20 protein-coding genes, 1 tRNA gene and 1 pseudogene are annotated in these 18,194 nt (G+C 70.8%); 11 read left to right on the top strand and 11 right to left on the bottom strand.

All coding sequences use genetic code 11. The annotated features are described in order from the left end of the window. Positions 1 to 6: 6 nt before the first annotated feature. The 4 genes from ACN28A_RS15345 (at position 7) to ACN28A_RS15360 (ending at position 2,002) form a co-directional block, all read left to right on the top strand. A complete protein-coding gene (locus ACN28A_RS15345; RefSeq protein WP_421395954.1) occupies positions 7 to 438 on the top strand; it encodes a hypothetical protein in 432 nt (143 codons plus the stop codon). 126 nt (positions 439 to 564) lie between these two features. After that, positions 565 to 732: a hypothetical protein gene (locus ACN28A_RS15350; protein WP_165436896.1), complete on the top strand. Its 168-nt coding sequence runs from the start codon at positions 565 to 567 to the stop codon at positions 730 to 732. A gap of 221 nt (positions 733 to 953) precedes the next feature. Continuing rightward, a complete protein-coding gene (locus tag ACN28A_RS15355; RefSeq protein ID WP_421395956.1) occupies positions 954 to 1,487 on the top strand; it encodes a tRNA adenosine deaminase-associated protein in 534 nt (177 codons plus the stop codon). A gap of 35 nt (positions 1,488 to 1,522) precedes the next feature. Continuing rightward, positions 1,523 to 2,002 (top strand): nucleoside deaminase, encoded by a 480-nt coding sequence (locus ACN28A_RS15360; protein ID WP_421404406.1) that lies wholly within the window; start codon positions 1,523 to 1,525, stop codon positions 2,000 to 2,002. A 179-nt stretch (positions 2,003 to 2,181) separates the two neighbouring features. Here ACN28A_RS15360 and ACN28A_RS15365 read toward each other — a convergent pair whose 3' ends face one another. Together ACN28A_RS15365 and ACN28A_RS15370 are read right to left on the bottom strand one after the other, a co-directional pair. Beyond that, positions 2,182 to 3,435 (bottom strand): sensor histidine kinase, encoded by a 1,254-nt coding sequence (locus tag ACN28A_RS15365; protein WP_421395957.1) that lies wholly within the window; start codon positions 3,433 to 3,435, stop codon positions 2,182 to 2,184. Then, positions 3,432 to 4,088, bottom strand: coding sequence for a response regulator transcription factor (locus ACN28A_RS15370; protein ID WP_421395959.1), 657 nt, complete (start codon positions 4,086 to 4,088; stop codon positions 3,432 to 3,434). Before ACN28A_RS15370 ends, ACN28A_RS15365 begins: the two co-directional genes overlap by 4 nt. A gap of 131 nt (positions 4,089 to 4,219) precedes the next feature. On the opposite strand from ACN28A_RS15370, the gene ACN28A_RS15375 reads away from it, so the two are divergent. The 4 genes and pseudogenes from ACN28A_RS15375 (at position 4,220) to ACN28A_RS15390 (ending at position 8,170) form a co-directional block, all read left to right on the top strand. Continuing rightward, positions 4,220 to 4,759 carry a hypothetical protein gene (locus ACN28A_RS15375; RefSeq protein WP_421395961.1) on the top strand — a complete coding sequence of 180 codons (540 nt, stop codon included), beginning with the start codon at positions 4,220 to 4,222 and terminating at the stop codon, positions 4,757 to 4,759. Then, the gene (locus ACN28A_RS15380; protein ID WP_421395962.1) at positions 4,756 to 6,036 is read left to right on the top strand and encodes an efflux RND transporter periplasmic adaptor subunit; all 1,281 of its coding nucleotides are present in this window, start codon (positions 4,756 to 4,758) and stop codon (positions 6,034 to 6,036) included. Before ACN28A_RS15375 ends, ACN28A_RS15380 begins: the two co-directional genes overlap by 4 nt. Before the next feature lie 149 nt (positions 6,037 to 6,185). After that, positions 6,186 to 6,830 (top strand): annotated as a pseudogene (locus ACN28A_RS15385) (ABC transporter ATP-binding protein); the annotation flags it as partial. A 116-nt stretch (positions 6,831 to 6,946) separates the two neighbouring features. Next, on the top strand, positions 6,947 to 8,170 hold the full coding sequence (locus tag ACN28A_RS15390) for an ABC transporter permease (protein ID WP_421395963.1): 1,224 nt from the start codon (positions 6,947 to 6,949) through the stop codon (positions 8,168 to 8,170). Positions 8,171 to 8,236: 66 nt separating this feature from the next. On the opposite strand, the gene deoD is transcribed toward ACN28A_RS15390, so the two are convergent. Next, the gene (gene deoD / locus ACN28A_RS15395) at positions 8,237 to 8,944 is read right to left on the bottom strand and encodes a purine-nucleoside phosphorylase (protein WP_421395964.1); all 708 of its coding nucleotides are present in this window, start codon (positions 8,942 to 8,944) and stop codon (positions 8,237 to 8,239) included. A 76-nt stretch (positions 8,945 to 9,020) separates the two neighbouring features. On the opposite strand from deoD, the gene ACN28A_RS15400 reads away from it, so the two are divergent. Beyond that, positions 9,021 to 9,110, top strand: a tRNA-Ser gene (locus tag ACN28A_RS15400). A gap of 83 nt (positions 9,111 to 9,193) precedes the next feature. Here ACN28A_RS15400 and ACN28A_RS15405 read toward each other — a convergent pair. Both ACN28A_RS15405 and ACN28A_RS15410 read right to left on the bottom strand, forming a co-directional pair. Next, entirely contained in the window at positions 9,194 to 10,447 is a 1,254-nt protein-coding gene (locus tag ACN28A_RS15405; RefSeq protein ID WP_421395965.1) for a tyrosine-type recombinase/integrase, read from the bottom strand. A gap of 11 nt (positions 10,448 to 10,458) precedes the next feature. Further along, positions 10,459 to 10,662: a helix-turn-helix domain-containing protein gene (locus ACN28A_RS15410; protein WP_421395966.1), complete on the bottom strand. Its 204-nt coding sequence runs from the start codon at positions 10,660 to 10,662 to the stop codon at positions 10,459 to 10,461. 273 nt (positions 10,663 to 10,935) lie between these two features. Here ACN28A_RS15410 and ACN28A_RS15415 point away from each other — a divergent pair, with 273 nt between their 5' ends. After that, on the top strand, positions 10,936 to 11,127 hold the full coding sequence (locus ACN28A_RS15415) for a hypothetical protein (RefSeq protein WP_421395968.1): 192 nt from the start codon (positions 10,936 to 10,938) through the stop codon (positions 11,125 to 11,127). Between the two features lie 104 nt (positions 11,128 to 11,231). On the opposite strand, the gene ACN28A_RS15420 is transcribed toward ACN28A_RS15415, so the two are convergent. From ACN28A_RS15420 to ACN28A_RS15445, 6 genes are all read right to left on the bottom strand, one after another. Beyond that, positions 11,232 to 13,187, bottom strand: coding sequence for a DUF3987 domain-containing protein (locus tag ACN28A_RS15420; protein WP_421395969.1), 1,956 nt, complete (start codon positions 13,185 to 13,187; stop codon positions 11,232 to 11,234). Between the two features lie 36 nt (positions 13,188 to 13,223). Continuing rightward, positions 13,224 to 13,514, bottom strand: coding sequence for a hypothetical protein (locus ACN28A_RS15425; protein ID WP_421395971.1), 291 nt, complete (start codon positions 13,512 to 13,514; stop codon positions 13,224 to 13,226). Next, on the bottom strand, positions 13,511 to 13,747 hold the full coding sequence (locus ACN28A_RS15430) for a hypothetical protein (protein ID WP_421395973.1): 237 nt from the start codon (positions 13,745 to 13,747) through the stop codon (positions 13,511 to 13,513). Before ACN28A_RS15430 ends, ACN28A_RS15425 begins: the two co-directional genes overlap by 4 nt. Before the next feature lie 141 nt (positions 13,748 to 13,888). Further along, positions 13,889 to 16,090 (bottom strand): cell division protein FtsK, encoded by a 2,202-nt coding sequence (locus ACN28A_RS15435; RefSeq protein ID WP_421395975.1) that lies wholly within the window; start codon positions 16,088 to 16,090, stop codon positions 13,889 to 13,891. Positions 16,091 to 16,188: 98 nt separating this feature from the next. Beyond that, positions 16,189 to 17,001 carry an ABC transporter permease gene (locus ACN28A_RS15440; RefSeq protein WP_421395977.1) on the bottom strand — a complete coding sequence of 271 codons (813 nt, stop codon included), beginning with the start codon at positions 16,999 to 17,001 and terminating at the stop codon, positions 16,189 to 16,191. Then, entirely contained in the window at positions 17,001 to 17,252 is a 252-nt protein-coding gene (locus ACN28A_RS15445) for a DUF6284 family protein (RefSeq protein ID WP_421395978.1), read from the bottom strand. The genes ACN28A_RS15440 and ACN28A_RS15445 overlap by 1 nt, the downstream gene beginning before the upstream one ends. Before the next feature lie 157 nt (positions 17,253 to 17,409). On the opposite strand from ACN28A_RS15445, the gene ACN28A_RS15450 reads away from it, so the two are divergent. Further along, on the top strand, positions 17,410 to 18,192 hold the full coding sequence (locus ACN28A_RS15450) for a GntR family transcriptional regulator (RefSeq protein WP_421395980.1): 783 nt from the start codon (positions 17,410 to 17,412) through the stop codon (positions 18,190 to 18,192). Positions 18,193 to 18,194: the final 2 nt, after the last annotated feature.

The raw sequence follows: 18,194 nt of genomic DNA on the forward strand, positions 1-18,194 counted from the left end.
CCCGGCATGCTGGTCCCACCCGGGATGCCGTTCCGCGCCCCGCCGTCGCCGGGTGTCGAGCCCCGGCCGCCGACGTGGCAGCCGCGACCCTTCGGGCACAGCCCGTCCGGGCTCTTCCCGGCCAGCCCGCCGCCCGCGCACACCCACCCGACCTACCGGGAGCCGCATCCGGTACGTCCCGGGGCCGTCACCGCGGGTGCCGCCTCCGCCGCCGCCTGGCTGCTCGCCTTCGGCCTGCTCGGGCACGACCTGCGCGGGTACGTGTTGTGGACCCTGCTGGCCGGCGGGACGGCCTGGCTGACCGCACTGCTGCTGACGGTGCGGGGCAACCGGGGTGCCGGCCTGGGCGTCGCCCTGACCACCGCCGTGGGCTGGACGATTGCCACAGCGGCTCTGCTGACCCGCTGGTACACGAGTGGCGACTGGCCGTTGTGGTGAAAAACGGTGCCGTGTCCCGGTGCGGCCCGGTCGAGGATCGTTCACGACGGCTCCGTGGAGTTAAGGGCCTGTTGCGGAACGCTACCGGCCTTGACGAACCGGGCCGGACTCGGCACTCTCGGCGGTATGGCCTGGACAGAGCATCGGCTCGACCCTGAACGCAGCCGTCGCCGGTTGCAGCTCCTCGCCGAGCTCGCCGGGGCGAAGTCGGTGCGGGAGCGGGAGCATCCCCGCCGTGCCCGCGTCGACCGCCTGCGCGAACTGATCGCCACCCGTCGCCGCCTGGCGAACTGAGTTCACCGCTACCCGTCGCCAGTGGGTCCGCCCAGCCGGTCGGCCCGGCGAACTGATTCGGCAGCCCTGGCCCACCTCGATTTTCCCCCGCCCCTCCTTCGGGGCGTTGCGTGGGCTCGGCTGGATACGACCGGATACCGTCACGCGTGACAGAGAGCCGGCTGTGCACCGGAGGTCGGCGTGACGTGCGGCCGGGGGCCGCTGGGTAACTTGGGGGGACCGTGTCGTACTTCGCCGCGGCGGTGGTGCGCCGCCCGTCCGGCTGGGCCGCGACAGAAGTTGATCTTAACGGTGCGGGTGACATCGACGAGGTCGCCGAGCTGCTCCGCGACGTCGACCCGGACGCCGAGATCTCCCTGCTGTTCGTCGAGTCCGACGACGCCTACCTGGCCGTCATGCGTCTCGACGAGGGCGACGACCTGCGGGTCTTCGGTTCGGACTCGGCGTTCGCCGAGGAGTCGCGGCTCGGGGCCCTGCTCGTCGGTGACATCAAGGCTCCGGCCCTGGACATCGACGACGTCGTCGAGCCGGTGGAGCGGGCGGCCGGGGCGGCCGACGACGACGAGAACGAGCCGACCGTCGACCCGGACGCCGATCCGGTAGGTGATGCCGACCTTCTCGCCGATCTCGGCATCTCGGCCCATCGCCTGCTGGCGCTCTGCGCGCACGAGGGGATGCTGCCGGCAGACGTGACCGCCGAGGTGTGCCAGATCATCGGCTGCGCCAACGAGGTCGAGGAACTCCGCGAGGCGTGACCGGACCAGCGGGCCGAACCCCGGGCGAGCCGGACCTGCCGGGCCAGCCGCTCGCCGGGCGCCGGCACCGGCACGAGGCGTGGATGCGGCGGGCCCTCGAGGTCTCCCGGACGCCGTCCGCCGAGCTGCCGGCCGACGACGTCCCGGTCGGTGCGGTCGTCTACGGTCCCGACGGTACGGAGTTGTCGAGCGCCCGCAACGAGCGGGAGTTGACCGGCGACCCGACCGCGCACGCCGAGATCCTGGCCCTGCGCCGGGCCGCCCGGACGGTCGGCGCCTGGCGACTGACCGGTTGCACCCTGGTGGTGACCCTGGAACCGTGCACGATGTGCGCCGGTGCGCTGGTGCTGGCCCGGATCTCCACCCTCGTCTTCGGCGCCTGGGAGCCGAAGACCGGTGCGGTGGGCTCGCTCTGGGACGTCGTACGCGACCGGCGGCTCAACCACCGTCCGGAGGTGTACGGGGGTGTCCTCGGCGCCGAGTGTGCCGCCGCCCTGCGGTCCTTCTTCCGCTGATCCGCCCGCCGCTCGAATCGCCGCCGCTCGAATCGTCGACACTCGAATCGCCGACACTCGAACCGACCGACCGACCGACCGACCGACCAGCCGACGCTCGAAGCGTCCGAGAGTTTTCCACAGCTCCGGCGAGAGTTGTGCACATCCCTGTGGATAACTCTCGCCGGAGCTGTGGAGAATCACCTCACCGGTGCTGCCACCGCCGGCGGGACCTGCTCCGGGCGAGTCGGCCCGGGGTGTCCGGGCTGGGCTGGCGGGGCGTGCTCCGCTTCGGCCCGTACCGACGTCTCGGCCGGCAGCAGTACCGTGACGACCAGGCCACCGCCGTGCCGGGGCTCGGCTCGGACCGAACCGCCGTGCGCGCCGGCGACCGCCCGGACGATCGACAGCCCGAGCCCGAAGCCCCGGCCGCCGCCGACCCGCTCCTGGCGCAGCCGGCGGAACGGCTGGAACATCGTCTCGACCTCGTACCCCGGCACCACCGGGCCGGTGTTCGCCACCACCAGGCTCGCCCAGCCGTCGACGGTGCCGGTGCTGACCCAGACCTGGCCGCCGGCCGGGACGTTGTGCCGCAGCGCGTTCTCCAGCAGGTTCTGGGTCAAGCGTTCCAGCAGCACCGGATCCCCGGTGGTACGCGCCGGAGCCAACTGCCGGTACACCGGCAGCTCCGTGCCGAGTTGCTCGGCGACGTGCCCGACCACCTCGGCCAGGTCGATCGAGCTACGGTCCACCACCTGCTGCTCCGAGTCGGCGAGGGTGAGCAGCCCGTCGATGAGCCGCTCGTGCCGTTCGTTGACCGCCAGCAGCGTCTCGCCGAGCTGCCGCAACTCGGCCGGCGCCCCGGGCCGGGTGATCGCGAGTTCCAGCAGTGACCGGTTCAGCGCCAGCGGCGTACGCAGCTCGTGCGAGGCGTTGGCGACGAACCGCCGCTGCCCGTCGAAGGACTGGTCCAGCCGTTCCAGCATCAGGTTGAAGGTGTCGGCGAGTTCCCTGACCTCGTCCCGCGGGCCGTCCAGCACGATCCGCTCGTGCAGCCCGCGACCGGCGATGCCGGCTCCGGCGATCCGCCGGGCGGTACCGGTGATCTGGTGCAGCGGTTGCAGCGCCCGGCCGGCGATCAGCCAGCCGAAGGCGAAGGCGGTCGCCGAGACGATGGCGAGTGCGATGCCGCCCTGGGTCAGCAGACTCTCCAGGGCGTTCTGCCGGGCCTCGTCCTGCACCTGCCGGGCGAAGACCCGGAGCTGTTCGGCGTCACCCGGGTCGATGATCCGGTCGAGTTTCGGCGCGGGCGGACGGTTCAGCGTGACCCCGAAGGTCGCGGGCATCTGTTGGGAGACCAGGACATAGGTGACCGCCAGCAGCACCACCCCGGCGAGCAGGAAGAGGCCGCCGTAGACCAGGGTCAGGCGGGCGCGGATCGTGAGTCGTTTCACCTGATCTGATACCCCACTCCCGGCACGGTCTCGACGATCTGCGGATCGCCGAGCTTGCGGCGCAACTTCATCACTGTCACCCGGACCACGTTGGTGAACGGGTCGATGTGCTCGTCCCAGGCCCGCTCCAGCAGTTCCTCGGCGGAGACCACCGCACCACCGGCCCGCATCAGCTCGGCGAGCACCGCGAACTCCTTGCGGGAGAGCGCGACGTACCGGCCGTCGCGGTAGACCTCGTGCCGCGCCGGGTCGACCACCAGACCGGCCCGGGTCAGCTTCGGCGGTGCGGCGGGCCGGGCCCGCCGGACCAGCGCGTGTACCCGGGCGGAGAGTTCGACGAGCGCGAACGGCTTGATCAGGTAGTCGTCGGCACCCAGGGCGAGCCCGGCCACCCGGTCGCGTACGGCGGCTGCGGCGGTGAGCATCAGCACCCGGGTCGCGCCGCCGCCCTCGACGATCGCCCGGCACACGTCGTCACCGTGCACCACCGGCAGGTCCCGGTCGAGCACCACCACGTCGTAGTCGTTGACGCCGAGCCGTTCCAGGGCCGCGTCGCCGTCGTACACGACGTCGACCGCGAACGTTTCCCGGCGCAGCCACTCGGCGACGGCGTCCGCCAACAGCTTCTCGTCCTCGACCACCAGTACCCGCACCGTTCCATGGTGACTCGGTCGCGGATAACGGCGCCGTAAACGTCGACGGTTACGCCCCGGATACGGGCCGACGACTTGACTTTGTCCGTATCGGCCGGCGAACCGCGCCGGCCCACGGAAGGAGTTGTGCCATGCGCCGACGAATGTCGGGCCTCTGGTTGGCCCTCCCCGTCCTCGGCCTGGCGCTCGCCGGCTGCGCCAAGGCCGACGAGGGGCCGGGGGTGGCCAGCGCCCAGGGCGGCGGAGGTGCCGGTCCTACGGCCAGTGCCAGCGCCGCCGCGATGAGTAACGACGACCGCCGCCTCGAGTTCGCCAAGTGCATGCGGGAGAACGGGGTGGAGATGCCGGATCCCGAGCCGGGCAAGGGTGGGATCCGGATGCAGCGCAAGGCCGGTGACGATCCCGCCAAGGCGGAGGCGGCGATGGAGAAGTGCCGCCATCTGCTGCCGAACGGGGGTCAGTTGGAGTTGACCCCGGAGCAGGTCGAGCAGGTGCGCAAGATGGCGAAGTGCATGCGGGAGAACGGGGTGCCGAACTTCCCGGACCCGCAGCCGGACGGCACCATGCAACTCGGCCAGGGCAGTGGGATCAAGCCGGACGACCCGAAGGTCGAGGCCGCCATGGAGAAGTGCCGGGGTGACTTCCCGGTCCGGATCAGGGGTGGCCAATGACGGCAGGCACCTCGCTGACCGGTACCGGCCCGGCCCCGGACGGCCCGGGGTCGGGGGCCGGGCCGGCCTCTGGCGGGCCGGCGCCGGCCGGGGACGGTGCGGCGTCGGTTGCGACCGGCGACCTGACGGAGCCGGCCCCGGCGGGCGCCGGGCCGGGCGACGGCACGGGGGCGGTCCCGGCGGCCGGCGGCGGGCCGGGCCGGCGCCGCCGACGCGGGCGGGGCCGGGTGGTGGCGGGGGTCACCGCCACCGCGCTCGCGGTCGCCGCCGGGGCGGCGGCCGCCGTCGGATTCGGCGGTGACGACCCGGGTACGGCCACCGCCAGCCACCTGCCACCGGCGAACGCCCAGGTAACCCGGCAGACACTCATCGACTCGGAAACCGCCGACGGTGAACTGGGGTACGGCGAGACGCGCACGGTCACCGCCCGGAAGGCGGGTACCGTCACCTCGCTGGCCGCCGCCGGCTCCCGGGTCACCCGGGGCAAGCCGCTCTACTCCGCCGACAACCAGAAGGTCGTACTCCTCTACGGCGGCCTGCCGGCGTACCGGACGCTCCGGTCCGGGGACAGCGGTGACGACGTCGAACAGTTCGAGAAGAACCTGAGTGCGCTCGGCTACGACGGGTTCACCGTCGACGACGAGTACACCTCGGCCACCGCCGAGGCGGTGCGGGACTGGCAGGACGACCTCGGGCTGGACGAGACCGGCCGGGTGGAGTTGGGCCAGGTCGTCTACGCCACCGGCGAGGTACGGGTGGACAGCACCGAGGTCGAGGTCGGCGACGCGGTGCAGCCCGGGGCCGGTGTGATCAGTTACAGCGGTACGTCCCGGGTGGTCACCGTCTCGCTGGACGTGGACGACCAGCGGCTGGCCAAGCGGGGCGCCAAGGTCACGGTCACGTTGCCGGACGGCAAGGCGGTGCCCGGCACCATCGCGGCCACCGAGACGGTGATCGAGACCAGCAGCGGCGCCAACGGCCAGGACGAGTCGGAAACCATGATCGAGGTGATGGTCACCGCCGACGACCCGAAGGCGCTGGCCGGCTTCGACAGCGCCTCGGTCGACGTGGCCTTCACCGCCGCCGAGCGGAAGGACGTCCTCACCGTCCCGGTCGCCGCCCTGCTCGCCCTCGCCGAGGGCGGCTACGGCGTGGAAATTGTCGAGGGGGACGCGACCCGGATCGTGGCGGTGCAGACCGGGCTCTTCGCCTCCGGTCGGGTGGAGGTGACCGGCGACGGGCTGGTCGAGGGGGCGACCGTGGGGATGCCGAAGTGAGCCGGGACGGGACGGCGGTGAGCCGGCACGGGACGGCGGTGGGCCGGGATGGGACGGCGGTGGGCCGGGATGGGACGGCGGTGGGCCGGGACGGGACGGCCGGCGGGGCGACCGCGCTCGCCGATGCGCCGGCCGGCACCGACGGGGTCGTGGTGCTGGACCGGGTCACCAAGGTCTATCCGGGCGGGGTGACCGCGCTCGGCGGGGTCACCCTCGCCGTCCGGCCGGGCGAACTGGTGGCGATCGTCGGGCCGTCCGGGTCCGGCAAGTCGACCATGCTGCACCTGATCGGCACCCTCGACCGGCCGTCGACAGGCACCGTGCACATCGACGGGTTCGACGTGGCGAAGCTGTCGGACCGGCAACTCTCCGCGTTACGGTCGTCCCGGATCGGCTTCGTCTTCCAGCAGTTCCACCTCGCTCCGGGCGTACCGGTGCTGGACAACGTGGCGGACGGGCTGCTCTACGCCGGCGTACCCCTCGGGGAGCGGCGGCGGCGCGCGGAGATCGCGCTGGTCCGGGTCGGGCTGGGGCACCGGCTCGACCACCGGCCGCACGAACTCTCCGGCGGCGAACGACAGCGGGTGGCGATCGCCCGCGCCGTGGTCGGCAACCCGGCGCTGCTGCTGGCCGACGAGCCGACCGGCAACCTCGACTCCACGTCCGGGGCGGGGGTGCTGGCGTTGCTGCGGGAGCTGAACGCGGCCGGCACCACGGTGATCGTCATCACCCACGACCGGGAGATCGCCGCGAGCCTGCCCCGGCAGGTGCAGATGCGCGACGGCCTCGTCCTGTCGGACAGCGCGGGGGGCGGTCGGCCGACCCGCGGTGGCTTCCCGCCGATCGCCCCGATCGCGCCGACCCCATCGATCGCGCCGATTTCCTCGATCTCGTCGAACGGGGCGGGCTGATGGCCGGGACGGGCGGCGGGGCGCGGCCCCGGCTGGTACCGGCGAGGATGCGCCCCCGCGACATCCTCCGGGTCGGCGGCGTCGGGCTGCGTACCCGGCCGCTGCGGGCGTTCCTCTCCGCGCTGGGCATCGCGATCGGCATCGCCGCGATGGTCGCGGTGGTCGGCATCTCGTCCTCCTCCCGGGCGGAGCTGGACCGGATGCTCGACTCGCTCGGCACCAACCTGCTCACCGTCGGACCCGGCAACACCATGTTCGGCGACGATGCGCAGTTGCCGGAGGAGTCGGTCGCGATGATCGGCCGGATCGGGCCGGTCCAGCAGGTCTCCGCCACCGGGATGCTCTCCGATGCCCGGGTCTACCGGTCGGACCGGATTCCGGAGGTGGAGAGCGGCGGGATCGCCGCCAGGGCGGCCCGGCTGGACCTGCTCGACACGGTCGGGGCGACGGTGGTCAGCGGTACCTGGCTGAACGAGGCGACAGCGCGTTACCCGGCCGTCGTGCTGGGAGCCACTGCCGCCGAGCGGCTGGGCATCGGTAGCGCCGGACCGGACGTACAGGTCTATCTCGGCAGCCGGTGGTTCACCGTGGTCGGGATCCTGGCCCCGGTGCCGCTGGCGACGGAACTGGACCTCTCCGCACTGCTCGGCTGGGAGGCGGCGGCGTCGTACCTCGGCTTCGACGGGCACCCGACCACCGTCTACACCCGCTCGGCCGAGCAGTCGGTCGAGGCGGTGCAGGCCGTGCTGGGCGCCACCGCGAACCCGGAGGCGCCGAACGAGGTCAAGGTGTCCCGGCCCTCCGACGCGCTGGAGGCACAGCAGGCCACCGACGAGGCGTTCACCGGCCTGCTGCTCGGGCTCGGCGCGGTCGCGCTGCTGGTCGGCGGGGTCGGAGTGGCGAACACGATGGTGATCTCGGTACTCGAACGACGGGCCGAGATCGGGTTGCGTCGTTCGCTCGGCGCGACCCGGGGCCAGGTACGCACCCAGTTCCTCGCCGAGTCGCTGCTGCTCTCCGCACTGGGCGGGGTGGGCGGAGTGTTGATCGGTATCGGGGTGACCGCCGGCTACGCCCTGTCCCGGGACTGGCCGACGGTGGTACCGGGCTGGGCGATGGCCGGCGGGATCGGCGCGACCCTGCTGATCGGCGCCTTCGCCGGGCTCTACCCGGCGATCCGGGCCGCCCGACTGGCCCCGACCGAGGCACTCGCCACGCCGTGACGGTGTATTGAGGGGCTGCTTCCTATCGCTTTCTGCGTAGGAAGCAGCCCCTCAGCACGTTGTCGGTCAGGCGACGACGGTGTCGAGGGCGATCTCGACCATCTGGCCGAAGGTCTGCTCGCGCTCGTGGGCGGTGGTCTGCTCGCCCCGCTTGATGTGGTCGCTGACGGTCAGCAGCGTCAACGCCTTCGCCCTGAACCGGGCCGCGATCGTGTAGAGCGCAGCCGACTCCATCTCCACCGCCAGCACGCCGTAGTCGGCGAGCGTGTCGTAGAGGTCGGGACGATCGGTGTAGAAGGCATCGGCGGCCAGGATCGGCCCGACCCGCATCGCGATGCCGCGCCGCTGCGCCACCTCGACCGAGGTACGCAGCAGCCCGAAGTCGGCGACCGGGGCATAGTCGATCAGCCCGTCGAAGCGCATCCGGTTCATGTTCGAGTCGGTTGACGAGCCGCTGGCCGCGATCACGTCCCGGAGCTGGAGGTCCTCGCTGAGGGCGCCGCACGAGCCGACCCGGATCAGCGACTTCACGCCGTAATCGTTGATCAGCTCGTGGGCGTAGATGGAGGCGGACGGCATCCCCATGCCGGAGCCCTGGACCGAGACCTCGATGCCGGACCAGCGGCCGGTGAAGCCGAGCATGCCGCGCACCGTCGAGTAGCACTTGGCGTCCTCGAGGTAGGTCTCCGCGATCCACTTGGCCCGCAGCGGGTCGCCCGGCATCAGGACCCGCTCGGCGATCTCGCCAGGCTTGGCGCCAATGTGCGTACTCATGTGAGGTCATCCTGCCAGGTCCGTCCGGCGGATACCGCCGCGACGTCGACCGGCGGCGTCGGGTACCCTTCTCGGCGGTGGTGTGTCCGAGTGGCCTAAGGAGCACGCCTCGAAAGCGTGTGAGGGTTTACGCCCTCCGCGGGTTCAAATCCCGCCGCCACCGCCACTGAACAGGCAAAACGCCCGGCAGGTCGGGAACGACCCGCCGGGCGTTCGGCTTGTGGTCTCAGTTTTGGTCTCAGTTGCCGCTCAGGCGGCCGATACGCGTACCCCGGCGGCGCCCTGGTCGTCATCGTCGGGCGGAGCATCCCAGAGCAACCCGCCGACCCGCTTCGCGATGTCCCGGCGGACCTGTGTCGTCAAGTGCTGGTAGCGGACGGCCATGGCGGAGTTGGACCAGCCCATGATGCCCATTACGGCCCGCTCCGCCACGCCGAGGATCAGCAGCACCGTGGCGGCCGTGTGCCGGGCATCGTGCAGCCGGCCGTCCCGGAGTCCGGCCAGCTTGAGCAGCCGCTTCCACTCGTCATAGTCGGTCCGTGGGTTCACCGGCTCACCGGTCGGCGTGGCGAACAACCAACCGCCGTCGTGCCAGAGCTGTCCGGCGTTCTGGCGCTCCTGGTCCTGCTCGTCGCGGTGCTTCCGGAGCAGGGCCACCAGCTCGTCGGGCAGCCCGATGCTGCGGCGCCCGGCGCGTGACTTGGTGTCGGCGGTAGCGGCGCGGGTCGGTTGCCGATCGGGGCAGTGTCCGCCGTACTTCCGGCCGCACGGTTCGGCGCAACCGTGCCGCCACTTCGGGCGTTGCCGACCACGGCGTACGACGAGGGTTCCGGCGTCCAGGTCGACATCTGCCCACTTCAACCCGAGGGCTTCGCCCTGGCGGAGGCCGAGGGCAAGCGCGATTGCCCATCGGGCGCTGTTCCGTCGTGACGCTGCCGCTGTCATGAGCCGCTGTACCTCAGCGACCGAATAGGGCTCAATCTCGTCGTCGGAGAGGCGTGGCGGCTTGGCCAGCGAGGCGGGATTGCGGGTGAGGTGACCACGGCGCACTGCTTCGTTGAGCGCCGTTCGGAGGGTTCGATGGGCCTGGTGCGCGGTAGCCGGTGCGCTCCCGTTTGCCTGCATCCGCGCGTAGAACCGTTCCAGGTGTTCCGGCTCCAGCCGGTCAATCCGATGGGCGCCGAGACCGGGGATCAGATGCCGATTCACGGCCACGCGGTAACCGGCAATGGTGTTCTCCCGTACGGATGGAGCGGCGATGTTCTCGACCCAATGCGTGAGCCAGGTCTTCACCGTCCAGCGCTGCCCAGCCTTGCGAACCGTGCCGCTGTCCCGGTCCCGTTCCAGTTGGCGAACCTTCTTGGTCACGGCCGCTTCGGTCTTGCCGCGTACGTGTCGCCGGTCCGGGGTGCCGTCGTCCTTGGTGCCGACCGTGACCCGTCCGTGCCACGAGCCATCGGCACCCTGGTAGATGCTGGATGCTCCGTTGGGCTTCCGTCGCATGTACGCCTCCCTCAGGCGGCCGGGGTCATGGGCTGGTCGAGCAGGGTGGTTACGTATTCGTCCAGGCAGCGGACGGGCACGCGGCGAAGTCGGCCGATGGTGACGGAGCGGATCTCGCCGTTCATCACGAGGGCGTACATGGTGGTTCGGCCAATGCCGAGTCGCTGCGCGGCTTCTTCGATGGTGAGTACGACGCGGTTGTCGGCGGTGCTCACGGATTCCTCCCCAGTCGGTCTTGCGGTGGAGCGCGTGTTGCCTGCCTTCATCGCCGTGTGGAGCGCCGTTCGGCTCAGGCTGGTCTTTCGAGGGGTCGGTGAGTGCGGGTCGTGGGGTGGGCTTCTGCCGGCCCGCTCAGATCGCAGTAGAGTGCCGTTCCGAAGTCGGCCGGGATGGTGAGTAAGGCCGCTCTGGCTACGGGTTGCTGGGCGGGACGGCTGAAGCCACTCGGTCCGTGGCACGTAGGTGCCGGCGCCGATACGCTCGCGGCCATGACCGAAGAGACGCGGATCGCCTTGCAGAACTACGACTGGTTGGTTCGTAACCGAGGACTCGATGACGTTGAGCTGGCGTGGGACTCCGACACCTTGGTTTCCGGCAGCGGCGGCGTGGTGATCGAGAGCCTGTGTGAACCCGGCTTCACTCCGGCGACGGCCAAAACCGGTCCCGGCCTGGCTGGTTAGCTGCCTCTCCGCCGGCCGGTTAGGTGGCTGGACACAATGGCCACAATGGCCAGAATCCTGGTCGACCCCGGATATTGGCCATTCTGGCCATTCTGGCCACGGGTTCACGCTGGCCTCCGGCTGGCCGAGCCGGGCATCCCGTGGACGGCGCCGGTGCTGCCGTGGACCTCGGGATGCACCAGGAAGGAAGGCGAGGCAGGGCGGCCGGCGCCGGTACGGGCCGGCGGGTTTAGTTGCCGGAGGTAGCCGTGGATTTCCAGCAGCGACAGCACCGGGTCGAGGTCGGCGGCGCTCGGAATCTGGCTCCGCACACCCCGGTACAGCTCTCGTTTCGTGAACGTGGTGGCGGCGGTGCGTTCGATCCAGGCCAGGACGAGCCGGGCGTACCGGGTGCTCTTGTCGGCGCCCATGTCGTTGAAGGCGGCCAGCGCGTGCGCGGCGAAGTAGTCGCCGAGCAGGGCGGCCCGTTCGACGGTTTCGGCCTGGATCGGCTTTCCCCATCCGTCGCGTAGGTGCTCGGCGAGGTGGATGAGTCCGGCCAGCCGGACGACGGCCCCGGTGTATTTGCTGCCCCAGTCCACGACATGCCCCCAGGCACCACCGGGAGCAAGGCGCGGCTCTACCTGGCGTTCGATGTCCAACACCCGCTCGTTGGCCTCGGGGGTGAGCGGCAGTACGGCCGGATCGGTCCACTCGGCGAGCGTCATCACCAGGGCGCCGAGGTTGGCCGTGTAGGTGCTGGCTACCTGCTCCGGCACCGGGTCGGCGCCGATCTTGCGCCGACCGACGGTGTTTTCCGGCAGGCTGAACAGGATTCGCGCCAGAAGACCCTTGCCGCGAAACCCCGGCATGTCCGCGATATCGCGCAACACGTCGGGCTGTACGGCCAGGCCGAGTGTGAGTGCCGGGTGCTCGACGTGTTCCGGCGCGCGTGAGCGCCGGTTGACCCGGAGCATGTCTCCGGCGTGGCCTTTCAGGAACACTTCGAGGTTGGGGGTTCCGGAGTAGCGGCCGGCGATGGTGGCGAAGATGCCGCCTTCCGGCGAGAGGACGGCCAGGCGTCCGCCCTGCTCGGCCAGCAGCGAGGCGGCTTCTTCGCTGGTGACGTCATCGGCGACGAGTTGCGGCAGTACCGGGATGGTCACGGCGTCGGCGTTCATCGCGGCGGCGGTCGCTTCCGCCAACAGCGTGTCACGTCCGGACTGATCGGCGTTGGCTGCGGCGTTCGCGGCCTTCTCTGCGGTCTTACCGGCGACGCGGGCGGCCAGCTCGGCTTCCACAATTGCGGGCTTGGTTCGCTCCACCAACGCCTTCTCGGCGGCCAGGAGCGGCCCGGTCATCGCGGCGAACACGGCCGACTTTCGCGACCCCGGAGGCAGTACGACGACCGTGAACAGGTTCATTGGTTCGCGCCATGAGCCGCGTACCTCTACCTCGGCGCGGCCTCCGGCGGCGGTGGAGAGGGCGGCCAGGGCGATGCAGCCGGCCAGGTCGACCGGGGTTTGAGTGAACTCCGCGACCCCGTACACCATGTCGGCGACCCACTCGGGCAGGACGTAGCCGGGGAAGTCGGGGAGGTGCCGCCGGTCGCCGAGCGGGATGAGTGGCGGCCACTGCGAGCCTGCGGCGGCCTGGTCGAGGATGGCGCGGCCGGTGGCGACGATTTCGGCAACGTCGGTGTCGGTGCCGGCCCGTTCGGCGATGTAGGCGCCGAGATCAGCGACCTGGCGGCGGCGGGCGTGGTCGACAACGATCCGGGCGTAGTGGCTGGCGTTTGCGGCAGTCGGGACGGACTGGATCAGCGTGTGCAGGTAGGGCGCTCCGCCGACCTTGCCGAGGTCGCCGGACTCGGCGAGGCGGGCGGCCAGGGCGATCGGGTCGCCTGGCTGGCTGGTGGCGTGCATGGCGCACAGCGCTTCCCACAACCGGCCGTGTACGGGTCGGTAGAAGTCGGCCGGTGCGAGGGTACCGGCCAGATCGGCGACCACGTTCGGGGCGAGGAGCGCGGCGCCGATGACCGCCTGTTCGGCGCTCAGGTCGTGCGCGGGTGCTTGGGTCACGAGGAGAGTTCTCCCTTCCATGGGGCGGCCGGTCGGTCAGGTGGAGCGGCGTGGTCTTGGTCGGCCGGCAACGGCGGCGCGGGTGACGACCTGGCGGAGGTCGGCCAGCAGGCTGGCGAGTTGCCGGCGGGCGGCGGGTTCGGAGGCGCCGAGGGCGACGCGTACGCGGATCTCGGCGTGTTCGCGGCCGGTGTCGGTGCGGACGCGGGTGAGGACGGCGCGGCCGTGTCCGGGGAGGTCGACCAGGATGGGTGCCGAGCGGTGTTCGCCGAGGTTGCAGCGGTGGTCACGGGTGCACCAGTCGGTGTGTGGCAGGTGCTGGTTCATTGGGTGCCGTTGCGGTGTTCGCGGCGGATCTCGTTCCACAGGTGCCGGCCGATTCGGATGCGGCGGCCGGTGCCGTCGCAGCGGTTGCAATGCCGGTAGGTGCGTCCTCGGCCGTTGCCGGAGCAGCGTCGGCACGGGCCGAACGGCGAGACGGCGCAGACTCCGAGGTAACCGAGCGTTATGAGGCTGAGGATGAGGCAGAGCAGGCTAGCGATGATCGCGGACGGGTCCACGGGTGCCTCCAGGGCCGGTTTTCGGGCGTGTGGGGCTGAGGGCGCTAGATCGTTAGCGTCCTGGCAGGGGTTTGGATCGAGGGCTAGCGGTGCCGCTAGGTCTAGCTGTGCCGGGGGCTAGACCTAGCGGCCCGCGCGGGACTATCCGGCCTTGCGCCGCCGATTACGTTTGGTTACAGCGTTGGTGATGTCGTCGCGGTGGATGCCCTTGCGGTTGGCGCCCTTGCCGGTGGTCAGGTCGGTGCCCCAGACCTGTCGGCCGACGGGAATGCGGTGAGGCTTGAGTGCCGCCGCGAGTTGGGCGGGTTCCCATCCGCCGTAGACCTCGGGGCGCAGCTCGGCGAGCCGGGCGACGACGGTCTCTGACCACACTTTCGGCTCGGTGGCCGGTACGACGGTGAGGATGTCGTCGAGCAGGGTGTCACCGGCGGTGGTGACCTGCTCCGGGGCCTGGCCGATGGCGTGCCCGGTCAGGGTGCCCGCCTTCTGCCGCAGCGCCAGGGCGCGGGCTACGACGGTTTCGACGTGCGCGGTCTTCGCGAAGTTGGTCCGTACGGTCACGGCTTCTTCCACGGCGCCGGAGTCGTCGGCGCCGAGGAGAATGCCGACGCCCTTGTGGGCGCGCTGGAAGCGGGAGGAGTCGTAGCCGGCTGGGTAGGAACCGGCACCCAACACCGCCTCGGAGGACTGCCAGGTCATGGTCTTGAGCGCGAACCGGGTACCGATGTTGTCGCGCAGGTCGGTCGGGACGGCCTTGCCGTCCGGCTTCTGCGTCGCGAGCAGGATCATGATGCCGACCGACGGGCCGACCTTGCACAGCTCGGTCAGCAGCGACACGATCTCGTCGCCGTGTACGGGGTGGCCGGAGTAGCGCTGGAATTCGTCGATGGCGACGAGGATCGGCCACAGCTTGAGTGACCGCTTCTCGGCAATCTCGCGGGTCACCTTCGACTCTGGGCACAGGTCCGGCGGCAGGGTGGAGATGGTGTCGTAGCGCCGGTTCATGTCCACGACCAGGGCGCGTAGATCCTCTACGAGGGCTTCCACGGTCTCGTCCCGGACGCCGTAGCCGGCACGGTGGGCGATCCGCTCGAATGCCCGCCAGTCCTGGCCACCCTTGCCGTCGTAGACGTGCAGTTCCACGATCGGATCCAGGGCAGCGGCCAGCACCGGCAGACGGGCCGCGAACGTCTTGCCCATGCGCGGGATCGCACCAACGAGCAGGCTGGTGAACATGAGCAGCAGCGGAATCGGCCGTCCCCGCTGGTCCTGGCCGAACGGGAACGGGGCGAAGATGTCCACGCTCCCCCGGTCGATCAGCGGCCAGAGCCCGGACGGCTTCGCGTACGGGTCCTCATCCGCCACCCACAGGGACAGTCGGCGGGCGGAGCCGGAGGTGCCGCGTACCCGCTCCGGCCACACCTGTACCTCGTCCAGGTCGAGGCCGGCGGCCAGCTCGGTCCGCTTCTTGATCGCCTTGTCGGCCGTGGTGGTGTACGGCAGGTCGACCACGGCCCGCCATCCGGGACCGTCACGCATGATCGGCATCGGGAACGTGATCGGGTCATCGACCTTGCACAGGCCGGCGGCCAGGAACGCCCGGGTCACGACATCGGCCGACAGCTTCCGGGCGCGCGGGGTCACGGCGGCCACGTCCAGCAGCGGCTTGTCCTTCGGGGTACCCGCCAGGCCGAGCAGGGCCACCGCTCCGGCGAGGATGGCCCAGCGTTGCCACGAACCGGCCAGGGCCATCAACACCGCGACCGTCGGTACGCCGAGCAGCAGCACGGCCGTGACCACGATGCCGCGCCACCGCACCCGCGCATCCCGCTGCCGGGACAGCTTCAGGTACAGCTCGGCGTCCTCGCGGCGGACGGCGGCCAGCCGGACCGGGATGCCTTCGGCGTCGGACACCCACCGGACGGTCGCGCCCAGGACGCGGGCCACGCCGAACGGTGCCCGCCACACCAACCGGAGCGTGTACTTCGGTGACCGGGTGAGGTGGTAGAGGCTGACGTGGGTGTAGTGCGAGAACACCCACCGACCAGCCGTGACCAGCTCGACCCGGGACCGCAGCCACGCGGGGACGATCGGTCGGCGGGTCGCGGTCTTGCCCGCCAGCACCGACGCGAACGCCGACGGTGCCGGTACGTGTGGCGGGTCGACCGGTGGCGGGGTGTCGGTCTCCTGGTCGTCGGCTTCGTCGTCCAGGTCGACGGTGAACGACCTCACGCTGTCGGCGGGCTTGCGGCGACGGGCGGCCAGGTCGACGACCTCGGCATCGGCGGACAGGTCCGCTTCAGCAGCCGTCCAGTCGAACCGATCATCGTTGGGGAAGGTCATGATTGGTGTTCCTCCATCAGGGGTTTGGTGATCTCAGATGGCAGGGCCGGCGGCGCGGCGAAGGTTTGCGAGGCCAGAGGCCGCGCCGCCGGGCGAAGTCAGGACTCGTCGCGGGTGTGCAGCAGGTGGGCCAGGGCGGCGCCCATGCCGAGCACCGCGACCGGCAGGCAGGCAACGAGAGTGGTGATCCACCACGGGGCCGAGGTCACCCCGGCGGACTCCATCAGGTGATACGCCACCTGACCGGCCGCGCCGAGCAGCAGCGACCCGATCGCCGACCAGGCCGCGAACCGACGTGCCCGCCGGGGTACGCCGTCGCCGGACAGCCACGCCCGCAGCGCGTACGCGGCATAGGCTTCGACACCGACCGGCAGCGTGATCGCGGTGTTCAGGGAGAAGCTGTCCCAGATCCCCGGCAGCGGGTGAACCACCCCGAACCCGGTGAGTTCACCGAGTCCGACCCACCCCGACCAGATGGCGACGAACGCGGGAGCGGCCAACAGCAGCAACACCCACGACCGCATCGGCTTCCGCACAGCCGAAACCGGGTCGGTGGTGATCGTGGAACCCGGGTGTCCGGCCACCGCGACCGGCGCAGACACGTCCGGCTCGTTAACCGGCTCGGCGGGCGTCGGTGACAGCTCGGGCTCGGTCGTCGGCTCGGCCGGAACCAAGTCCAGCGCCGGAACCGGCGGGGTGCCGACCGGGGCCGCAGCGGGCGGGGCGGTGGGGGTGAAGTCGGCGGTGGTGAGGGCTTCCCGTAGCGCGGTGGCCTTCGGTGAACCCACTCGCAGTTCCCGCATCAGCAGGTTCCGGGACGGGACCCGGCCGAGCTTGTCGGCCAGGGCGCGGGCGGCGGGGATCAGGTCTTCGACGGCACGGGGGTAGGCGCTCATGGTCGGCGTGGTCATCAGGCCACCGCCTTCCATACGCGCGGCGCCTCGGTCAGCAGCTCGCCCAGGGCGGCGGCTTCCCGCATGACCCGCTGCTCGGCCCGGCGGATCCGGCGCCGGTCCAGCGGCGACGGGCCACCGTCGGCGTTGAGCGCGGTGATCTCCGCGTCCAACAGCGCCAACTCGGCCTCGATCAACGGCCATTCACGCTCGATCAGGGCCAGGTCTTGGGGTGTGGGTTCGTCATTGACGGACAGATGGGTGTGCACGCGAACTCCCTGCCTTTAGGAGCGGAAGCAACTGGCTTAAGCCAGCTGACTGGCTTGAGCCAGTCTGGGAGGCGCGGCGGACATCTGTCAAGAGGTGGCTTGAGCCAGTTGCGGTAGTGTGGTGGCGGCAGGGACCACCGACCCAGGCAGGCAGACCATGGACGAGCAGTCCGGGACAGACAAGCGCCCACCGAGCCGACGCATCGCCGATGACCTGCGCACCAGCATCCAGACGGGTGCGCTGGCGTCCGGCGCCAAGCTGCCGTCAGAGCGAGAGCTTGCCGCCCAGTACGGGACGGCCCGCAACACCGCCAGGGAAGCGATAAGCATCCTGCAAGGGGAGGGCCTGGTCGTGGCGCAGCACGGCCGGGGCGTCTTCGTCCGACCCCGAACACCCCTGATGCGACTCGGCGCCAACCGCTACTCACGACGACTCCGGAGCGAAACGGGCCTGTCGCCGTTCCGCATCGAGGTCACCAAGCAGGGCCGGACGCCGAAGACCGAGTGTCGGTCCGTCACCCGGGACACGCCACCCGCAGACGTTGCCGACCGGCTCGGCCTCGACGCGAACACCGCCACAGTCATCCGGCGAGAAAACTGGTACTTCGCCGACGACGAGCCGGTACAGGTAGGCGTGACCTACATCCCCATCGATGTCGCCGGTGACTCGCCGCTCGCGTCAGAGCGGACCCTGGGCAAGGGCAGCATCTACGCGCGGTTCGAAGACCTCGGCTACCGAATCACACGCATCCGGGAAGAGATCTCGGCCAGGATGCCGTACCACGACGAATCCACCGGACTCGCCATGCCGCCCGGTGTACCGGTGATCGAGGTACTACACACCAGCTTTGACGAACAACACAGGGCGTTCGAGGTCACTCGCTTTGTCATGCGCGGTGACCTGAACGGACTGGACTACGAAATGCCCGTCGAGGACTGACG

The organism is Plantactinospora sp. WMMB782 (genome assembly GCF_049179135.1).
In the GTDB taxonomy this organism is placed as follows: domain Bacteria; phylum Actinomycetota; class Actinomycetes; order Mycobacteriales; family Micromonosporaceae; genus Plantactinospora.